This window comes from Polaromonas sp. YR568, assembly GCF_943371715.1.
Classification (GTDB): Bacteria; Pseudomonadota; Gammaproteobacteria; order Burkholderiales; family Burkholderiaceae_C; genus Polaromonas.
This window is the reverse complement of the sequence record NZ_CALRVW010000022.1, coordinates 34366-52066: the sequence shown is the minus strand read 5'-3', so window position 1 is coordinate 52066 and position 17701 is coordinate 34366. Positions and strand designations below refer to the sequence as shown.

Below are 17701 nucleotides of genomic sequence, written 5' to 3'. Positions count from 1 at the left end.
CTTCAGGACGGCAGCGCCCCGTGTTTGTGGGCCGTGTCTGTGTCCGCCGGTGGTGGTGGCGAAAGCCTGCATGGATCGCAAGTGAGCCAGTTGCCGTTCAGTGCGCCCGGTCCCCGGGGAGATGGTCGGCCACCAGCTCGACCAGGCTGACGATGCGTGTGGACCACTGGTCAACCTCTGCGCCTTCCATGAAGTTGAGGCGGCAGCTGGCGCAGGACACCACCACCGCGTCGGCGCCGGTGGCTTCGATCTGCTGGCGCTTGATCTCCCAGGCCTTGTGCCGCAGGGGCGCGGCGCGGTTGATCAGGAAGGCGCCGGCACCGCCGCCGCAGCACCAGTTGAGTTCTGCCGTGGGCGAAGTCTCTCTGAACTCCACCCCCAGGGCCGCGATGGCCGCGCGCGGCTCGTCGATCACGCCGCCGTGCCGTGCCAGCTTGCAGGCATCGTGGTAAGTGACGACCTGGCCGGTGTCGCCGGAGCGCACCTCCAGCCGTCCGCTCCCGATTTCGCGGCCGACGAATTCCGAGGCGGCCAGCACCTCGAAGGGAAGTGGTTCGCCGCCGGGCAACCGGGCTTCCCAGCGCAGGGCCGGATAGGCGTGGCCGCACTCGGGCAGGATGACAGTGTGCGCGCCTATGGCCAGCGCCTCGTCGATCAGGCGCTGGCTGGCGGCTTTTTGCAAGGCTTCGTTGCCCGACAGCAGGCCGAAGTTGGCCGCCTCGAAGCCGGCGCTGCGCAGCGTCCAGCGCAGTCCCAGGTGGTTGAGGATGCGCGCGGTGGCTGCCAGCGCGTCCTGGTACAGCAGCACGTCGATGACCGTCGTGACCAGCATCACGTCGGCGGCGGGTTCGTCCAGGGGAATGGGGATGCCTTGTGCACGCAGGGCCTCGACTGTCTTGAGCAACTCAGCGGGGCCGACGCCGAACACCGTGCCGCGCCCGGCCTGCTCCTGCGCCACCGCCATCAGCTCCAGCGGAACCAGGCCGGCTTCGGACAAGGCTTCGCGCATGACGTTGACGCCGCGTGCGATGTTGATGCCCATGGGGCAGACCATGCTGCAGCGGCCGCATTCGGTGCACGAGTCGTACACCAGCTCCTGCCATTCCTGCAGGTCGGCGACGGTGATGTCGGGCTTGAACAGGCGATGCAGGGGCGCAAACGCCGAGGTCTCGCGCATGTGCACGCGCCGCAGCAGGTCGAGCTTGCGGGTCGGCGTGTACTTCGGGTCCTGGGTGCTCTGGTAGAAGTGGCAGGCCTCGGAGCAGTAACCGCAGTTGACGCAGGACTCCAGGTCCATGGCCAGCGCTCGGTCGGTCTTGCGGTGCATCACGGCCTTGGCCCGCGACAGCCGGGCGGCGTCGGTGAGGGGTTCCGGCTGCGCCATCTCGCCCAGGTGGCGGATCGCCTCCTGGAATTGTTTGAAAACGGCCATGTCGATCATGTGCGTACTCCGCGGCGGCCGAGAAAGCGGGCCAGTTGCATGCGGTTGGGCAGCACCAGAAAGGCGTGCATCAGTTTGCCGAAGGGAAACCACACCAGCAGCAGCTCCAGGCTCAGCAGGTGCACGGCCAGCGGGCCGCGGTACAGCGGGCTGGCGTGCGCCAGCAGGGCCGACGAGGGTTCACCCACGACGGCCATACCGGTGACCAGCGGCAGCATGGTCAGCGCCCAGGTCAGCATGTCGTCGGCGCGGGATATTTTCTTGAGCACGAGATCGGTGAGCCGGAACAGCAGGGCGATCAGCAGCGACACGATGGTGGCCGCCGCGGCGACGTACATCACCATGTCGGGCAGCGCCGGCCAGCCCAGGCCGGTCAGGCGGCGAATGAAGGCGATGTGCGGCGCGTAACCGAAGAAGACCAGGGCCAGGCCAATGTGAAAGACGTAGGGGTTGACCGTCACCAGCGTGGCGCTGGGATGAAAGCCGCGGTGTGGCGCCATGCGGAACAGGCTGGCCTTGAGTGCGTCGGTGGTGCCGAAGGCCTCGCGCGCCGGTGCCTGCCGGCCGGCGGGCGCCGGCAGGCGCCACAGCGAAACAAGCCGCCATGCCACGCCGGCGACAAAAACCGCGATGGCGATCGCGAGCAGGGGGCCGCGCGCCCAGTCGAGCAAGTCCATGGTCTGCTGCCTTTTGTTGTGGTGTTGGCTGTGAAAGCATTCAGGCTAGTCCCCTGGCTGCCGCACTGGCTTGATGCAGGTCAAGGGCGTGGCACGCGCCCGGATCAGGTTTGCCATGCTATTGAATCAATAGTTGCTGGCGCATAGCCTGATTAGGCTAGAGCCCGTTTTTGGTCTGGAAATGACTCGGCGACTGGCCCATGGCGGCCTTGAACATGGCAGAAAACGCGCTGTCGCTGGCGTAGCCGCTGGCGGCGGCCACCTGGCTGACGGACTGGCCGCGTGCCAGCAGGGGCAGGGCGTGGGCCAGCACGGCCTGCTGGCGCCACTGCCGGTAGCTCAGGCCCAGCTCATCGCGAAACAGCCGCGCCACCGTGCGTTCGCTGGCGCCTGTGTCCGCGGCCCACTCGGCAAGCGTGGCGCGTTCGGACGGCGCACGCAGCACCGCCTCGCACAGCGCGCGCAGACGCTTGTCACCGGTTTGCGCATTCGGCAGGGGAACGCCCAACGCCTGGGTGTCGGCGTGCAGGAGTTCGTCCAGCACCAGGTCGGTCAGCAACTGCTCGCGGGTCTGGCTCAGCGGGCCGGCGTCGAGTGCATGGATGGTTTCGCGCAGCAGCGGCGACACCACCATCACGCGGCAAGCGTTCCAGTTCCCCGGTGTCACGCTCGCATCGATGTAGAGCGTGCGGAATTCAGCGGCTTCCAGCACGGTGATGTGGTGCTGTGCACCCGGCGCAATCCAGACCGCGCGGGAGGGCGGCACGATGTAGGTGATTTCGTCGGCCTTGCCGCTGCTCTGTTCGGCCGTGACCTGCACGATGCCGCTGGCACAGTAAGCCAGCTGCGCCCAGGCATGGGCATGCGGCTCGAAGTGCGAGTCCACCGGCATGGAGCGCGCCCGCACGCGCACCGGGCGCCCGCGGCTGGGCGTGAAGGGGTCGGTGTCGCCGACCGGCATGAAGTGAAGACGCGGCTTGCGGGTCATGGGCTCAATGGGGGTCGGCGTGTTTTGTCTGAAATTCGCTGAAGGATGGCTTTTTGTCGCATTTCAGAAGCCGGCGCCAATACTACGATGGCGCCATGAATACATCAAGCACCCTCCCGGGCCCCGGCGTGGTTCCCCTGCGCAGCGATGCCAGCGTCATTGGCCTGGTCGGGCTGGCACACCTGATCAGCCATTTCAGCCAGCTGCTGCTGGCGCCGCTGTTTCCCTGGCTCAAGGACGAGTTCAGCGTCAGTTATGCCGAGCTCGGCTTCCTGATGACGATCTTTTTTGTCGTCTCGTGCGCGGTGCAGGCGCTGTCCGGGTTCTGGGTGGACCGCTTCGGCCCGCGGCCGATTCTGTTTGCGGGCCTGAGCCTGCTGGGCATTGCTGCCTTCGGTTATTCAATCAGCACCAGCTACTGGATGATGGCCGGCTTCGCAGTGCTGGCCGGTGTCGGCAACGGCGTGTTTCACCCGGTGGACTACACCCTGCTCAACCGCAAGGTCAGCGCACCGCGCCTGGGCCATGCCTACAGCGTGCACGGCATCACGGGCAGCCTGGGCTGGGCGCTGGCGCCGGCGCTGGTGGTGTCGCTGACGTTTGCGTACTCGTGGCGGGTGGCGCTGGCGGCGGCCGGCGTGCTGGCTTTTGCCGTGCTGGCCGTGCTGGTGCTGCACCGCGACAAGCTGACGATCAGGATCGCCCCGCCGGTCCAGGGCGCGCCGGCGGCCGACAGCTCGCTGGGCTTCCTGAAAATTCCGGCGGTGTGGATGTGTTTCGCCTTTTTCTTCTGGTACGCCATCGTGCTCAGCGTGGTGCAGGCCTTCGCGCCCGAAGCCGCGCGGCAGCTGCACAACGTTCCGCTGGGCCTGGTGGCCATGTGCCTGACGATTTACATGGTCTGCAGCGCGGGCGGCATGGTGCTGGGCGGTTTCCTCGCGTCGGACCCGGCGCGCTGCGAGCGCATCGTGGGCGCCGGCTTCGGGCTGGCGGCGGTGGTGGCGTTGTTGCTGGCCCTGGGCAGTTTTCCGGCGTGGATGGTGCCGGTGCTGTTTGGCGCGATGGGCTTTGCCTCGGGCATCGCCGGGCCGTCGCGCGACCTGCTCGTCAAACGCTCGACCCCCGACAACGCCTCGGGCCGCGTCTATGGCGTGGTCTACGCAGGCCTGGACATCGGACAGGCCGTCTCGCCGCTGATCTTCGGCGTGATGATGGACCACGGGCAGTTCCGCGGCGTGTTGCTGGGCCTGGCGTTGATGCAGGGCGTGCTGATTGCCAGCGCCTTCAATGTACGGCGGGTGCGGCGCACGGCGCTGGCGCCCGGGGCCTTTGCCGGCTAACGCGTCGTCGGCACCGGTACCGGTACCGATGCCGGTTGCAATGGCTTGAGGCCCTTGCGTGCGAGTACGTCAAACACCCGATCCGGCCGGTCGCTGACGATGCCGTCCACACCCAGATCCAGCATGCCGGCGATGTCGGAAGGTTCGTTGACTGTCCAGGCCAGCACCTGGAGTCCCAGTTCCTGCGCCTCTTTCACCTTCGCGGCGCTGAGGTCGCGGTGAAACGCCGACCAGCTGTGGCCACCTGCTGCCTTGATCATTCTGGGGACCGACCCATGGTCCCGGTAACGCAGGCCGGCGGTCCAGGCTGACGGTTCTGCCTGGCCTTCGCCGATGTTGTCAAAGTTGCGTTGCTGCATGCTGAGGTACACGGTGGGAATGTCGGGTGCCTCCTGCTGCACGGTTTTCAGGGTGCGCCAGTCGAAGGAGAGGATGGAGGTGCGTGATGCCAGCTTCGCGTCCCGAACCGCGGCCACCACGGCGCGCGCAAATACCTCGGGGCTGGACGTGAGCTCGGGCGCCAGAGGCGACACCTTGGTTTCGATCGCAAAACGCACCTGCTCGTTGCCCGACTTTTTCACCATGTCAAACAGGTCGGACAGGCGCGGAATCCGCGCGCCATCGACAGGTTGCTGTTCGGGATAAAGCCTGGCGTACGCCGTGCCCGGCTTGATCCGGCCCACGTCGTAGCGGCCCAGTTCCTCATAGCTGAGGCTGGAAATCGCCGGTCCGCGCGCCGCGAGGAAGTTGCCGTCCGGGCCGCGTGTGATGTCCGGGTTCAGCGTCGGGTCATGGCTGATCACCAGCACGTCGTCGCGCGTGATCGCGATGTCCAGCTCCAGCGTACTCACGCCCAGGCTGAGCGCCAGCGCAAAGGACGCGAGGGTGTTTTCCGGCGCCAGGGCGCGGGCGCCGCGGTGGCCCTGCACGTCGATGGCGCGCTGCGCGGGCTGGGCGAGCGCAGCGGCCGGCAGGCACAGGCCGGCCAGCAGCGCCAGCAGGACGGACCAGGTTCGGGTGGACTGGCGGTGTGAAAAACGAGGGGCGCTCATGTTGTCTCCTGGAGCAGGTCGGGGTCGGGCAGTTGCAGCGCGGTTTCAGAGGCTGTTCGGACCTTACCACTGACGAAACGGCCGGCTCAGAAAGGGCGAGCCCGCCAAGCCGAAACGCCAGGGCTGGTCCACGGCTTTGGAAATGCCTATGCGCGGACCGCTGACCACCTTGACCTTAGTCGGCGCGGGCAGCAACTCGAACGGAGGTGCATTGATGGCCAGTGCGTTGTGCGCACGCGTGATGCCCAGTGCCTGACCCACGCGGCCCGGTCCGGCGCAAAGCAGCCGCAGGTCGTCCAGCCCGCGCCGCGCCCGCATGGTGGCCAGCCCGGCCACGGGTTCGATGGCGCGTATCAGCACGCCCGCGCCGTGGCCTTCTTCGCGGCAGACGATGTTCAGGCACCAGTGGATGCCGTAGGAGCGGTACACATAGGCATGGCCGGGCGGGCCGAACATGGCGGCGTTGCGCGCGGTGGGCCCGGCAAAGCTGTGCGAGGCCGGGTCGTCGCGGTCGTAGGCTTCGGTCTCGACGATGATCCCGCCCACACCCTCCACCAGCAGGGTAGCGCCTATCAACCGGCGCGCGACCGACGGCGAGGAGGCCATGAAATCGATGGCGGGGCTGCCCATGCCTTCCTCAGTCCGCGGGCGCCGCGGCAGCGGCCACCGGCAAGCGCCGCTTCTCGCTGACCAGCACGTACAGGCCAGAGGCGATCAGCAGCGCGATGCCGAACCAGGCCAGCGCGTTCGGCACCTCGCCCCACACGCCGTAACCCAGCACCAGCGCAAACAGCAGGCCGCTGTAGCGAAAGGGCGCGACCAGCGTCATCTCGCCGTGGCGCATGCTGCTGATGATGAAGTAGTAGCCGCCGGTCAGGAACACGCTGGCAAGCGCCAGCAGCCCGAACTCGAAGACGCCGAAGGGCCGCCAGCCCTGTAGCAGCGAAGCCACGCCGGACACCACGGTGACCGCCACCGCGGTGGCCAGCGTGATCAGGATGGACGGGACGCCAGCGTGGATGCGCCGTGTCATCAGGTCGCGCGCGGCATGGAACAGCGTGCCGAGCAGGCAGACCAGCGCCCAGCTGTTGAACCCCTGGGCGCGCGGCTGGATCACCAGCAGCACGCCGAGGAAACCGGCGCCGACGGCCAGCCAGCGCGCGCCGCGCACGCGCTCGGCCATGAAGAACGCGGCAAACATCGTCATGAACAGCGGCGCCGCCAGGTTGATGGCGGTGGCGTTGGCGATGGGCAGGTGAAACAGTGAGCCGAGGTAGAGCATGGTGGCGGTCGCATCGACCAGCGCGCGGCCCGCGACCCAGCCGCGTGTGGTCTCGCGCAGGCGGGTCGTGGCGCCCAGCGCGTGGGCGACGGCCAGCACCAGCAGCACCGACATGGCACCCCGGATGAAGATCAGCTGCGCGCTGGGCATGCTCTGGCTGGCGAACTTGACGAGCGCATCGTTGGTGACGAAGCAGCCCATGGCGCCGACCATGCAGACAATGCCGCGGCGGTTGGCGGCGGCGGACGCGCTCAGTGTCATGGCGGGGTGGTCAATTCAAAAAAGTCCAGCCTGTTGCCGCGCCCAGCAGCAGGCAGAGCAGGGGAATGTAAAAGACCAGCGCGCGGCCCGTGACGGAGGATGGTTGCCCGCAAAGCAGAAGCAGTCCCAGCGTGAACAGCGCGGTCGGCTCTGGTGCCATGCCGAAGACCTCGGCCTGGGCCCACGGCCGGCCAAGGGCCAGACCCAGCAGCGGGTAGACCAGGCCGGCGGCGGCGAACAGTCCGCCCAGGCCGCGCGCGGCAACGCCCGGCTGCGGGACAGGTTGGCCGGGTCGCAGCGCCATGCCGGCCAGCAGCAGCGCCTGCACCGCAAAGGCCAGCGCCACATACTTCGCGGCCCAGTTGATGGTGGCATAACGCTCCCAGAGGAAAGCCCAACCCACCCACAACCAGGCGGCCGAGAGTGCCAGAGCGATCCTGCGAAAGGCGAGTGCGCTGCGGATGGCGCCGAGCCCGAGCGCGGCGAGGCCGCCCGCCAGCAACGGCAGCTGCAAGGGCCAGAAGTCGCGGTTGTAGAGCTCGACCAGGCGCCAGTAGGTCCTGGGCGAAAACATCAGGAAGTCCGACAGCGTGTAGGTCGACCACTCGGGCATGGCAGGCGTCGATGCTTAAAGCTTCGCCACGTGCTCGGCCATGCGCTGGCGCAGGGCGGCATCCGGCAGGCGGCCGTACGCCGCACCCATGTTCTCGCGCAGGTGGGCGGGGTTGCTGGTGGCGGGAATCGCGCAGGTGACGGCGGGGTGCGACACGATGAACTTCAATGCAAGCTGCGCCCAGCTGGTGCAGTCGATCTCGCCGGCCCAGGCCGGCAGCGGGTGGCGCTGCAACTGGCGCAGCAGCGCGCCTTCGCGAAACGGTCGGTTCACCAGCACCGCGATGCCGCGCTCGCGCGCCAGCGGCAGCAGGCGCTGCTCGGCCTCGCGGTCCAGCAGGTTGTAGCTGAGCTGGATGAAGTCGAGGCGCTGGCTGCGCATGATGGCCTCGAACTCGGCATGGCGCCGGCCTTCCGAGGTGGTGATGCCGACATAACGCAGTTGCCCGGCAGCTTTCATGGCCTGCAGCAACGGCAACTGCTTTTCCCAGGCCAGCAGGTTGTGCACCTGCAGCAGGTCGAAACGCGGGACCTGCCAGAATTTGCGTGAGGCCTCGATCTGGGCCGCGCCGTCCGAGGAGGTCCAGACCTTCTCCGCTGAAAACACTTTGGATTGCGCCTGCAGTTTTTGCAGCGACTCGCCGATCACGCCCTGCGACGAGCCGTACATGGGCGAGGAATCGATCAGCTTGCCACCGGCCGCGAAGAACTGCCGCATGACCTCGGTGCACTGGTCACGCGCGGCACGGTCGTTGCCGACATTGAAAGTGATCCAGCTGCCGAGCCCGACCACCGGGATCTGTTCGCCGGAAGAGGGGATGGGTTTGGTCAGGGGCTGAGGCCGGGCAGGATTTTGTGCCAGCGCGCCTGTCGCAACCAGGGCGGGGACAAATTGCAGAAGGTTGCGGCGTCGCATAGGCTTTACCGTATCACAGGGATGCCGCGTGGCGAGACGATCAGGCACAAACCCTCAATGGCCACCAGGCTTCAGACCGCGCTGCGATGCCTGGCGATGCAGGTGTCCAGCACCTCGGCCGAGTCGCGCTGCCACCAGTTGCCGGACGAAAAAATCTCGACCTCGCTGTAGCCGGCGAAGCCCTGGTCCTCCATCCATCCGCGGATTTTCGGAATATCGATCACGCCGTCGCCCATCATGCCGCGGTCTTCGAGCAGGTGGGTGGTCGGCGTCAGCCAGTCGCAGACGTGGAAAGCCAGCAGCCGGTCCTTGCCGGCGCGCTGGATCTGCGCTTCCAGCTTGGGGTCCCACCAGACGTGGTACACATCGACCGCCACCCCCAGCACCCCGCTACGCGACGGATCCAGCGCGTCGCAGACATCGAGGGCCTGCTCCAGGGTGTTGATGCAGGCGCGGTCGGCAGCGTACATCGGGTGCAGCGGCTCGATCGCCAGCGGCATCTTGCTGGCCTTGGCGTATTCCAGCAGCTCGGCGATGCCGTCGCTGACCTGGTGGCGCGACCGCGCAAGGTCCTTGTGGGCGGCCTGGCCGGTCAGCGCGCCGGGCAGGGCGCCGACCACCAGCATCAGGCAGGTCGCGTTCAGTTCACAGGCTTCGTCCACCGCGCGGCGGTTGTCGTCGTGCGCCGCCTTCCGGCCGGCCGCATCCACGGCGGGGAACATGCCGCCGCGGCAGTAACCCGACAGCTGGAGCCCATGGGTTTTGACAAGTTTCGAGATAGCCGGCAGGCCGGCAGCCGCCACCTGGTCGCGCCACGGCGAGATCGCCGTGATGCCGCGCTGTGCGCAGGCTTCGATGATGTCGGTCAGCGACTGTTCGACGCCGCGGCTTTTGCGGATGGTCGCGGTGTTGATGGAGAGCCAGCGGTGGTCCTGGGAAAAATCGCGCATGGACATCAATCCTCGACGCCATGCAGCGCCAGCAGCGTTTTCATGCGTTGCGTCGCCAGCTCGGGTTTCTCCAGCAGGTTGGCCGCATCGGCCAGCCGGAACAGTTCGGCAAAGTGCTGCAGTGAACGCGTGCTCTGCTGGCCGCCGACCATGGTGAAGTGGCTCTGATGACCATTGAGCCAGGCCATGAAGACCACGCCGGTTTTGTAAAAGCGCGTGGGCGCGGCAAAGATGTGGCGCGACAGCGGCACCGTGGGGCCGAGGATGGCGTGGAATTTTTCCACGTTGCCTTGTGCGAGTTCGCCGAGGGCGGCGCTGGCGGCCGGTGCAATCGCGTCGAAGATGCCCAGCAACGCATCACTCTGCCCATGAAAGCGTTCGCCGCCGAAACCGTCACCGGCGATCAGCTCGGCGTAGTTGAAGTCGTCGCCGGTGTACATGCGCACGCCGGCGGGCAGGCGCCGGCGCATGGCGATTTCCTTGTCCTTGTCTAGCAGCGAGATCTTGATGCCGTCGACCTTGTCCGGGTGCGCGGCGATGATGCCGAGCGCGGTGTCCATGGCCTGCTCAACATCGCTGCTGCCCCAGTAGCCGGCCAGCGCCGGGTCGAACATCTCGCCCAGCCAGTGCAGCACCACCGGCTGTTTCGCCTGGCTCAGGATACGGTCGTAGACGCGTTCGTAGTCGGCCGGCGACTTCGCCACGCGGGCCAGCGCGCGGCTGGCCATGACGATGAGTTTGCCGCCCAGCTTTTCAATCGCCGCCATCTGTTCTTCGTAGCCGGCAATCACCGCGTCCACGGTCTTCACGTTCTCCAGCACCAGGTGGTCGGTGCCGCAACCGGACGCGACCAGCGCGCCCGGCACGTCTTTGGCAGCTTCCAGCGAACGGCGGATCAGTTCGAGCGAGGTGGGCCAGTCCAGGCCCATGCCGCGCTGCGCGGTGTCCATGGCTTCGGCCACGCCCAGGCCCAGCGACCACAGGTGGCGGCGGTAGGCGATGGTCGCATCCCAATCCACCGCGCAGTTGATCCACGGATCGACCACGGCCAGCGGGTCGGCCACCACGTGAGCGGCCGAGTAGGCGATGCGGTTGAAGGCCACGCCTGCGGTGGGCTTCACCGGTGTGCTGCCTTGCAGCGTGTAGGGCAACAGGCCGCCCGCGGCAACCGGCAGGGTCAGGGTCAAAGCCATGAAAATTACCTCTTTAGATACAAAATATGCTTCCAGCCCTTATCTGACAGGCGCAAGCAGCTATCAAACCTGTAGCGTCGGAACGTCCACCCAGCGACGCTCTTTCCAGCTTTCGAGCGCGGCCTCGACCAGCTGCACGCCCTTGGCGCCTTCAGGTAGCGTCCATTTGTAGGGCTCGTTTTCCACCACGTGGCGGATGAAGTGTTCCCACTGGATCTTGAAGCCGTTGTCGTAGACCTGCGAGTCCGGAATCTCCTGCCACTGGTCCATGAAGCTCATGGTCTGCTTTTCGTCGGGGTTCCAGACCGGGCGCGGCGTGGCCACACGCGACTGGGCGCGGCAGGACGACAGGCCGGCGACGGCCGAGCCGTGTGTGCCGTCAACGTGGAAGGTGACTAGGTCATCGCGGCGCACGCGGGTGGCCCAGGACATGTTCATCTGCGCAATCACCGGCTCGCCGTTGTGGCCTATCAGTTCGGCCGTGGCGTAGGCCGCGTCGTCGGCGGTGGCCTGGTAGGGCTTGCCGTCTTCATCCCAGCGCTGGGGAATATGGGTTGCGCCTATGCAGGAGACCGACTTGACCTCGCCGAACAGGTTGTCCAGCACATAGCGCCAGTGGCACATCATGTCCAGGATCATGCCGCCGCCGTCTTCCTTGCGGTAGTTCCAGCTCGGGCGCTGGATGGGCTGCAGGTCGCCCTCGAACACCCAGTAGCCGAACTCCAGGCGCACCGACAGCATCTTGCCGAAGAAGCCGGCGCGGCGCAGCATGTCGAGCTTGCGCAGGCCGGGCAGGAAGAGCTTGTCCTGCACCGCGCCGTGTTTCAGGCCCGACTTCTCGGCCAGGCGGGCGATCTCGACGGCCTCGTTGAGGTTGGTGGCAATCGGTTTTTCGCAGTAGACATGTTTGCCGGCGCGGATCGCCTTGGCCAGCAGGGTGGGACGCATCTGTGTGGTGCCGGCGTCGAAGAAGATGCTGTCGTCCTTGTTCTTAAGCGCCTCGTCGAGGTCGGTGCCCCAGCGTTCGATGTTCCAGGTTTTGGCCAGGGCTTCGATTTTTTCAGCATTGCGGCCAATCAGGATGGGGTCCGGCATGACCTTGTCGCCGTTGGAGAGCAGCACGCCGCCCTGCTTGCGGATTGCGACGATGGAGCGGATCAGATGCTGGTTCATGCCCATGCGTCCGGTGACGCCGTGCATGATGATTCCTAGTCGTTGGGTGGCCATGAGGTTCCTTTGGAAAGCGGGTGGGAAATGCGGCGGCCGCACCGGGCCGGTCTGACAGGAGCCTTGGTGCCCCTGCTGACCCGCACCGGCGCGCACGGTCGCGGGGATTACTGGGGGGTCAGGCCGGCGGCCTTGACCAGCACGGCGTTGCTCTTGATTTCATCGCGGAGGTAGGCGTCGAACTGCTCGGGCTTCATGGTCCAGGCTTCGGCGCCCAGCGTGGCAAAACGTTCCTTGACTTCCGGCGTGGCCAGCGCTTTCACCACTTCGTCGTGCAGGCGGTTGACGATGTCGCGCGGTGTCTTGGCCGGGGCCATCATGCCGATCCAGAAGTTGAACTCGGAACCGGGCACGCCGGCTTCGGCGGTGGTTGGCACCTGGGGCAGGGCGCTGGCGCGTTTGGGCGAGCCGACGGCGAGGGCCACCAGCTGGCCGCTCCTGATCTGGCCGATCACCGGCGCGATCGGCGAGAAGTAGTAATCCACCCGGCCGGACATGACTTCGGTCACGGCTTCTCCTGAGCCTTTGAACGGGATGTTGGTGGCTTCGATCTTGGCAGCGAGCTTGAATTTTTCGGCGTTCAGGTGCGTCGCGCTGCCCTGGCCGGCGGAAGCGAAGTTCATGCTGCCGGGCTTGGCACGCGCGGCGGCCAGCAGTTCCTGCAGTGTCTTGATGTTTTTGGAGGGCGATATGACCAGCACGTTGGGGGTGCTGGAAATCGGCGTCACACCGGCGAAGTCGCCCAGCGTGTCAAAGGGCAGCTTGGCGAAGGTGGAGGGGCTGACCGTGTGCGAGGACGAGTGGACCATGATGGTGTAGCCGTCCGGTGCCGCTGTGGCCACGGCCTGCTGGCCGATGGTGCCGCTGGCGCCGCCGCGGTTATCGATCACCAGGGTCTGCCCCATGCTCTGGCTCATCTTGTCGGCGATGGCGCGGGCAATGATATCGGTGGTGCTGCCGGCGGCAAAGGGCACGATCACACGGATCGGCTTGTTCGGGTAGGCGCCCTGGGCACTGGCTGCCAGCGGCGAAAGCGCGGCCAGCACGGTGAGGGAAGTCAGCGAAGCCAGGGCGGCGCGGCGTGCAAAGGTCATGGTTGTCTCCTGAAGGGCATTTGGAAGAAACGGAAGTCCGGCAACACAAGCAGGCCGGAGTTTACGCTTAATTCACCATTAAGTGAATTAAGAATTGTAAAAACAACGCCCGCCACGCGTCAATGCAGCGCCGCTTCAGTTTCTAAGGACATACCCTAGGATCACCTCGCACATGTGCGAGAGGCGTTCGTGGCGCGCCTTGGGCGTCATCAGGTCGCGCCCGAAAATCGCCGAAAGCGTGTGGTTGTTGGAGAGGTAGAAATACGCCATGCCGGCAATCGACACGTAGAGCTGCACCGGGTCGATGCCGCCGCGAAACAGGCCTTCGGCGCGCCCGCGCTCCAGGATTTCGGCGAGCGTCTCGATCAGCGGCGAGTTGGTTTCCCGCGCCCGGCTGGACATTGCCAGGTGCCGGCCCTGGTGCAGGTTTTCACTATTGAGCAGTGTCAGAAATTCCGGGTGCTCGAGGTAATACTCCCAGGTGAATTCGGTCAGCCGGCGGATCGCCTGGGCCGGCGGCATGTCACGCAGATGCAGCCGGGTTTCCGCCTCGCGGATGTGGGCATAGGCCTGCTCGAGCACCGCCAGGAACAGCTCGTCCTTGCTCTTGAAGTAGTAGTAGATCAGGCGCTTGTTGACGTCGGCGCGTTCGGCGATGCGGTCCACCCGCGCACCGCCCAGGCCGTGCTGCGCAAACTCGTCGCGGGCGGCCAGCAGGATGGCCTGCTGCGATCGGTCGGCATCGCGCGAGCGCGGTTCTGCGGGTTTGGCGGTTTTGCTTTTGGGGCTTGGCATGGCGGGTAATTTAACTGTTTGGTGAATTAGTGCAAGATCCAGAGTGGATGAGGGCATTGACTGACAGCGTTGCGCCAAGCGTACCTCCATAATGAAGCAGGGATCGGCCATCCGCGCCGATGCCGACATGCAAGGAGATGCTCATGACGAATTCGGACACCCCCAAAGACGGTGACTTCACACACTGGGTTGACGAGAAGGCCGAGGCGCTGAAATTCACGCTGGGCGAAAAATTCCCCGTGCCCCCGACCGAGCTGCATTCACCTTCCGTGCATGTGGAGACCGGCCGGCAGAAGCTGGAAGAAGTGCTGCTCGAGCACGAGCAGCCGACGCCGGAGTTCCTCGAAGAATTGCGGGCGCTGGAGGAAGCACCGCCGCTGAGCGAGGAAGAGCTGGCCCGGCAGGCACTCGAAGCCGGCGGTGCCGACGGCGACAACACCACTCCCGAATAAAGCGCCCCGCTGCTGCACGGAAGCGAGCGACACGCAGTGAGCGAGCGTGGGGCCTCTTTTTCAAGCAGGGGCCGCGGGTCCGGCTTCGCCGGCCCGCAGGCGCAGCGGCCCCCTCGGGGGGCAGGGAGCTACACGAAGTGAGCGAGCGTGGGGGCTCTATTCCGGCGGCACAATATCCGCATGACACAACAACTTGCCGGCCATCTTCTTGTTCAATGCCTTGTGGCCCAGGGCGTTACCCATGCCTTCGGCGTCCCGGGTGAAAGTTACCTCGCGGTGCTCGACGGCTTTCATGCCTGTCGCGAGCAGATCAGCTTCATCACCAACCGGCAGGAGGGCGGTGCCGCTTTCATGGCCGAAGCCCACGGCAAGCTGACCGGGCGGCCCGGCATCTGCTTCGTGACGCGCGGTCCCGGCGCCACCAACGCCTCCATCGGTGTGCACACCGCCTTCCAGGATTCCACGCCGATGATCCTGTTTGTCGGCGACGTGGCCAGTGACACGCGTGATCGCGAAGCCTTCCAGGAGCTCGACTACAGCAGCTTCTTCGGACCGTCCACCAAGGGCATGGCCAAACGTGTGGAGCGCATCGACGACGCGCGCCGCATCCCCGAGTACGTGGCGCGCGCCTTTGCGACCGCGATGAACGGGCGGCCCGGCCCGGTGGTGCTGGTGCTGCCCGAGGACATGCTGACCCACATGGTGGACGCCCAGCCGCTGCCGCGTGTCGAGGCGGTCGAAGCCTGGAGCGACCCCGGCTCGCTGCGCAAGCTGCGCGAACTGCTGCTGCAGTCGCAGCGACCGCTGGTGATTGCCGGCGGCGGCGGCTGGACGCCGCAGGCCGCGCAGGCGCTGCAGCGTTTTGCCGAGAACTGGTCGCTGCCGGTCGGCAATGCCTTCCGCTTCCAGGACACCTTCGACAACCATCACCCGCTGTATGCCGGCGACGTCGGCATCGGCCTGAACCCCAAACTCGCCGCGCGTATCAAACAGGCCGACCTGATCCTGGCCATCGGTCCGCGCCTGGGTGAGATGACCACCGGCGGCTACACGCTGATCGAGGCGCCGCGGCCGAAGCAGAAGCTGGTGCACATCCATGCCAGCGCCGAGGAGCTCAACCGCGTGTTCCAGGCCGACCTCGCCATCAACGCCACCATGAACGCGGCGGCACGCTCGCTGGAGGTGTTGACCGCGCCTGTGTCCGTACCCTGGCAGGCCTGGGCCGAGTCCGCCAACGCGGATTACCTGACCAACATCGACCCGTCCAACGGCGGCGTGGTGCTGCCCGGCGGCATCGACATGCCGGCCATCGTCGCCACGCTGAAGAAACTGCTGCCGGAAGACGCCGTGCTGACCAACGGCGCCGGCAATTTTGCCAGCTGGGTGCACCGCTTCTTCCCGCACCACGGTCTCGTCAAGGGCCTGAAAACGCAGCTCGCACCGACCGTGGGCGCCATGGGGTACGGCGTACCAGCCGGCATCGCCGCCAACATCGTGTCGGGCCGCACCGCCTTCACCATCGCCGGTGACGGCGACTTCCTGATGAACGGCCAGGAGCTGGCCACGGCGGTGCAGCACGGCGCCAAAAGCATCATCGTGCTGCTCAACAACGGCATGTACGGCACCATCCGCATGCACCAGGAGCGCGAGTACCCGCAGCATGTGAGCGGCTCGCAGCTGCAGAACCCCGACTTCTGCGCACTGGCGCGCGCCTACGGCTACAGCGCCACACGCATCACGCGCACCGACGAGTTCGAAGCCGCGCTGCGCCAGGCGCTGCAGGGCAAGGAAGGCGCGCTGATCGAGATCATGCTGGACCCCGAGGTCATCAGCACGCGCGGCACCTTGAGCGGAATCACCAGCGCGGCGCTACAGAAAAAGTAGCAGGATGCGAAGGATCCATAGGGGCTGGGGCCGCTTTTCATTCTGAAACAGGCATAAAAAAAGGGCCACTTGCGTGGCCCTTTCTACGGGGTCCTGTCCCGCGCGAACGCGGGGCAAGCCCTTGGCGTCGAGTTACTTGACGTGCTTGCCGATCAGGCCAGCCATCTCGAACATCGACACTTGCGCCTTGCCGAAAACGGCACGCAATTTTTCGTCGGCGTTGACCATGCGCTTGTTGATCTTGTCCTGCAGACCCTTGGCCTTGATGTAGACCCAGAGCTTGCGCACGATCTCGGTGCGGGGCAGCGCAGCAGCGCCAACCACAGCCGACAAGGCGGGGCTCAGTGTCAGTGGCTTCATGAACGCTGCGTTGGGCGTACGCTTTTTGGCGGGCGCTTTTTTCGCAGGTGCTTTTTTCGCCACTACTTTTTTTGCAGGAGCTTTCTTCGCCACTACTTTTTTGGCCGGGGCCGCTTTTTTGGCAGCGACTTTCTTGGCCGGAGCTGCTTTTTTCGCAGCTACTTTCTTTGCCGGTGCAGCTTTTTTTGCGGCTGCTTTTTTTGCCGGTGCTTTTTTTGCAGTTGCCATGATTGATTTTCCTTCTAGAAGTTGATAAATCACCAATGCAGATAACTACTCTTCACTGGCAAGGGGGATGCTACTGGAGAAAACAGCGGTTTCATAGGGAAAACGCAATTTTTTTGGGTCTGGATGTTGCAGATTTACTTCGACAGGATCGAAATCACTGCACCCGGGGCGATGCAGCGAGCGCGCAATGCCGCGCTGCGGCATGGCTCACAGGCGGCAATGCAGGCAGCAAAGACTGCGCTGCCGACAGCGGGACGTGCTCACCCAGCACCGGAGGAAGCCGGCTTAACACCGCGCCAGCACACAGCATTTGCGTCATAACGTCTCTGGCTGCAAGGTATGCTTGCTGCAGTTTTCCTTCCGCATTCGCCGGCACCCGCACCCTGAAAGGACACCGCCCATGACCAGCCCCTCGACCACTGCGCCCTTTGCCACCTGCGATTTGTGCGACGCTCATAAAAACGACAGCTCGGGGCGATTTCGCGTCCTGCCCCCGGTGTTCCGGCCGTTCGGCGGTGTTTCCCGCTTCTGCGGGCCGGTCGTCACCCTCAAGTGTTTTGAAGACAATTCGCTGGTCAAGGCCGCGGTCGATGGCAGCGGTCTGGTGGAAACACCCGCCGGCCGCGTGCCCGCCGTGCTGGTGGTTGACGGCGGCGCCTCGCTGCGCCGCGCGCTGCTGGGTGGCAACCTCGGGGCCGCCGCGGCCCGCAATGGCTGGGCTGGCGTGGTGATCGACGGCTGTGTGCGCGATGTGGCCGAGCTCGCGCAGTGCCAGGTCGGCATACGCGCACTCGCCGCCATGCCGCTGCCCACGGAAAAACGCAACGAGGGCCAGCGCGGTTTGGCGGTGCAGATCCAGGGCGTGTGGGTGTATCCCGGCGACTGGCTGTATGCCGACGAAGACGGCATCGTCGTGATGCCGGCGCCGCTGCAGGCCTGATCAACCGGA

General features: G+C 65.8%; 18 protein-coding genes. 4 read left to right on the top strand and 14 right to left on the bottom strand.

Going from position 1 to position 17701, the window contains the following annotated elements; all coding sequences use genetic code 11:
• Nucleotides 1–97: 97 nt before the first annotated feature.
• The 3 genes from AAG813_RS15200 to AAG813_RS15190 all read right to left on the bottom strand — a co-directional run bounded on the left by AAG813_RS15200 (nt 98) and on the right by AAG813_RS15190 (nt 3106).
• Nucleotides 98–1441, bottom strand: a complete 1344-nt coding sequence (locus AAG813_RS15200) for a (Fe-S)-binding protein (protein ID WP_341916520.1) — start codon at nt 1439–1441, stop codon at nt 98–100.
• Nucleotides 1438–2118 carry a hypothetical protein gene (locus tag AAG813_RS15195; RefSeq protein WP_341916519.1) on the bottom strand — a complete coding sequence of 227 codons (681 nt, stop codon included), beginning with the start codon at nt 2116–2118 and terminating at the stop codon, nt 1438–1440. The genes AAG813_RS15200 and AAG813_RS15195 overlap by 4 nt, the downstream gene beginning before the upstream one ends.
• A 157-nt stretch (nt 2119–2275) precedes the next feature.
• Nucleotides 2276–3106, bottom strand: coding sequence for a helix-turn-helix transcriptional regulator (locus AAG813_RS15190; RefSeq protein ID WP_341916518.1), 831 nt, complete (start codon nt 3104–3106; stop codon nt 2276–2278).
• A 95-nt stretch (nt 3107–3201) separates the two neighbouring features.
• On the opposite strand from AAG813_RS15190, the gene AAG813_RS15185 reads away from it, so the two are divergent.
• Nucleotides 3202–4446 carry an MFS transporter gene (locus AAG813_RS15185; RefSeq protein WP_341916517.1) on the top strand — a complete coding sequence of 415 codons (1245 nt, stop codon included), beginning with the start codon at nt 3202–3204 and terminating at the stop codon, nt 4444–4446.
• Here the strand turns inward: AAG813_RS15185 and AAG813_RS15180 are convergent.
• The 10 genes from AAG813_RS15180 to AAG813_RS15135 all read right to left on the bottom strand — a co-directional run bounded on the left by AAG813_RS15180 (nt 4443) and on the right by AAG813_RS15135 (nt 13828).
• Nucleotides 4443–5498, bottom strand: coding sequence for a glycerophosphodiester phosphodiesterase (locus AAG813_RS15180; protein WP_341916516.1), 1056 nt, complete (start codon nt 5496–5498; stop codon nt 4443–4445). The two genes, AAG813_RS15185 and AAG813_RS15180, sit on opposite strands and share 4 nt — an antisense overlap.
• A gap of 63 nt (nt 5499–5561) precedes the next feature.
• The gene (locus tag AAG813_RS15175) at nt 5562–6128 is read right to left on the bottom strand and encodes a DNA-3-methyladenine glycosylase (protein WP_341916515.1); all 567 of its coding nucleotides are present in this window, start codon (nt 6126–6128) and stop codon (nt 5562–5564) included.
• 7 nt (nt 6129–6135) lie between these two features.
• Complete coding sequence (locus AAG813_RS15170) at nt 6136–7041, bottom strand: DMT family transporter (protein ID WP_341916514.1); 906 nt, start codon at nt 7039–7041, stop codon at nt 6136–6138.
• Between the two features lie 10 nt (nt 7042–7051).
• Nucleotides 7052–7654, bottom strand: a complete 603-nt coding sequence (locus tag AAG813_RS15165) for a DUF6064 family protein (protein ID WP_341916513.1) — start codon at nt 7652–7654, stop codon at nt 7052–7054.
• A gap of 15 nt (nt 7655–7669) precedes the next feature.
• Nucleotides 7670–8569 carry an aldo/keto reductase gene (locus AAG813_RS15160; protein WP_341916512.1) on the bottom strand — a complete coding sequence of 300 codons (900 nt, stop codon included), beginning with the start codon at nt 8567–8569 and terminating at the stop codon, nt 7670–7672.
• Nucleotides 8570–8640: 71 nt separating this feature from the next.
• Nucleotides 8641–9519 carry a sugar phosphate isomerase/epimerase family protein gene (locus tag AAG813_RS15155; protein ID WP_341916511.1) on the bottom strand — a complete coding sequence of 293 codons (879 nt, stop codon included), beginning with the start codon at nt 9517–9519 and terminating at the stop codon, nt 8641–8643.
• 5 nt (nt 9520–9524) lie between these two features.
• Nucleotides 9525–10712, bottom strand: a complete 1188-nt coding sequence (locus tag AAG813_RS15150; RefSeq protein WP_341916510.1) for a dihydrodipicolinate synthase family protein — start codon at nt 10710–10712, stop codon at nt 9525–9527.
• 63 nt (nt 10713–10775) lie between these two features.
• Nucleotides 10776–11939 carry a Gfo/Idh/MocA family oxidoreductase gene (locus AAG813_RS15145; RefSeq protein ID WP_341916509.1) on the bottom strand — a complete coding sequence of 388 codons (1164 nt, stop codon included), beginning with the start codon at nt 11937–11939 and terminating at the stop codon, nt 10776–10778.
• 107 nt (nt 11940–12046) lie between these two features.
• The gene (locus AAG813_RS15140; RefSeq protein ID WP_341916508.1) at nt 12047–13033 is read right to left on the bottom strand and encodes a tripartite tricarboxylate transporter substrate binding protein; all 987 of its coding nucleotides are present in this window, start codon (nt 13031–13033) and stop codon (nt 12047–12049) included.
• Nucleotides 13034–13168: 135 nt separating this feature from the next.
• Nucleotides 13169–13828, bottom strand: a complete 660-nt coding sequence (locus AAG813_RS15135; protein WP_341916507.1) for a TetR family transcriptional regulator — start codon at nt 13826–13828, stop codon at nt 13169–13171.
• Between the two features lie 143 nt (nt 13829–13971).
• Between AAG813_RS15135 and AAG813_RS15130 the strand changes: the two genes are divergently transcribed.
• Together AAG813_RS15130 and AAG813_RS15125 are read left to right on the top strand one after the other, a co-directional pair.
• A complete protein-coding gene (locus AAG813_RS15130) occupies nt 13972–14280 on the top strand; it encodes a hypothetical protein (RefSeq protein WP_300512493.1) in 309 nt (102 codons plus the stop codon).
• A gap of 180 nt (nt 14281–14460) precedes the next feature.
• On the top strand, nt 14461–16164 hold the full coding sequence (locus tag AAG813_RS15125) for a thiamine pyrophosphate-binding protein (RefSeq protein WP_341916506.1): 1704 nt from the start codon (nt 14461–14463) through the stop codon (nt 16162–16164).
• A 132-nt stretch (nt 16165–16296) separates the two neighbouring features.
• On the opposite strand, the gene AAG813_RS15120 is transcribed toward AAG813_RS15125, so the two are convergent.
• Entirely contained in the window at nt 16297–16752 is a 456-nt protein-coding gene (locus tag AAG813_RS15120) for an SWIB/MDM2 domain-containing protein (protein ID WP_096696313.1), read from the bottom strand.
• 400 nt (nt 16753–17152) lie between these two features.
• Here AAG813_RS15120 and rraA point away from each other — a divergent pair, with 400 nt between their 5' ends.
• Nucleotides 17153–17692: a ribonuclease E activity regulator RraA gene (gene rraA, locus AAG813_RS15115; protein ID WP_341916505.1), complete on the top strand. Its 540-nt coding sequence runs from the start codon at nt 17153–17155 to the stop codon at nt 17690–17692.
• The last annotated feature ends 9 nt before the right edge of the window (nt 17693–17701 follow it).

Excerpts from the sequence above, each read along its gene's own strand:
- AAG813_RS15200 (WP_341916520.1), bottom strand. The coding sequence starts at position 1,441 with ATGATCGACATGGCCGTTTTCAAACAATTCCAGGAGGCGATCCGCCAC.
- AAG813_RS15195 (WP_341916519.1), bottom strand. The coding sequence starts at position 2,118 with ATGGACTTGCTCGACTGGGCGCGCGGCCCCCTGCTCGCGATCGCCATC.
- AAG813_RS15190 (WP_341916518.1), bottom strand. The coding sequence starts at position 3,106 with ATGACCCGCAAGCCGCGTCTTCACTTCATGCCGGTCGGCGACACCGAC.
- AAG813_RS15185 (WP_341916517.1), top strand. The coding sequence starts at position 3,202 with ATGAATACATCAAGCACCCTCCCGGGCCCCGGCGTGGTTCCCCTGCGC.
- AAG813_RS15180 (WP_341916516.1), bottom strand. The coding sequence starts at position 5,498 with ATGAGCGCCCCTCGTTTTTCACACCGCCAGTCCACCCGAACCTGGTCC.
- AAG813_RS15175 (WP_341916515.1), bottom strand. The coding sequence starts at position 6,128 with ATGGGCAGCCCCGCCATCGATTTCATGGCCTCCTCGCCGTCGGTCGCG.
- AAG813_RS15170 (WP_341916514.1), bottom strand. The coding sequence starts at position 7,041 with ATGACACTGAGCGCGTCCGCCGCCGCCAACCGCCGCGGCATTGTCTGC.
- AAG813_RS15165 (WP_341916513.1), bottom strand. The coding sequence starts at position 7,654 with ATGCCCGAGTGGTCGACCTACACGCTGTCGGACTTCCTGATGTTTTCG.
- AAG813_RS15160 (WP_341916512.1), bottom strand. The coding sequence starts at position 8,569 with ATGCGACGCCGCAACCTTCTGCAATTTGTCCCCGCCCTGGTTGCGACA.
- AAG813_RS15155 (WP_341916511.1), bottom strand. The coding sequence starts at position 9,519 with ATGCGCGATTTTTCCCAGGACCACCGCTGGCTCTCCATCAACACCGCG.
- AAG813_RS15150 (WP_341916510.1), bottom strand. The coding sequence starts at position 10,712 with ATGGCTTTGACCCTGACCCTGCCGGTTGCCGCGGGCGGCCTGTTGCCC.
- AAG813_RS15145 (WP_341916509.1), bottom strand. The coding sequence starts at position 11,939 with ATGGCCACCCAACGACTAGGAATCATCATGCACGGCGTCACCGGACGC.
- AAG813_RS15140 (WP_341916508.1), bottom strand. The coding sequence starts at position 13,033 with ATGACCTTTGCACGCCGCGCCGCCCTGGCTTCGCTGACTTCCCTCACC.
- AAG813_RS15135 (WP_341916507.1), bottom strand. The coding sequence starts at position 13,828 with ATGCCAAGCCCCAAAAGCAAAACCGCCAAACCCGCAGAACCGCGCTCG.
- AAG813_RS15130 (WP_300512493.1), top strand. The coding sequence starts at position 13,972 with ATGACGAATTCGGACACCCCCAAAGACGGTGACTTCACACACTGGGTT.
- AAG813_RS15125 (WP_341916506.1), top strand. The coding sequence starts at position 14,461 with ATGACACAACAACTTGCCGGCCATCTTCTTGTTCAATGCCTTGTGGCC.
- AAG813_RS15120 (WP_096696313.1), bottom strand. The coding sequence starts at position 16,752 with ATGGCAACTGCAAAAAAAGCACCGGCAAAAAAAGCAGCCGCAAAAAAA.
- rraA (WP_341916505.1), top strand. The coding sequence starts at position 17,153 with ATGACCAGCCCCTCGACCACTGCGCCCTTTGCCACCTGCGATTTGTGC.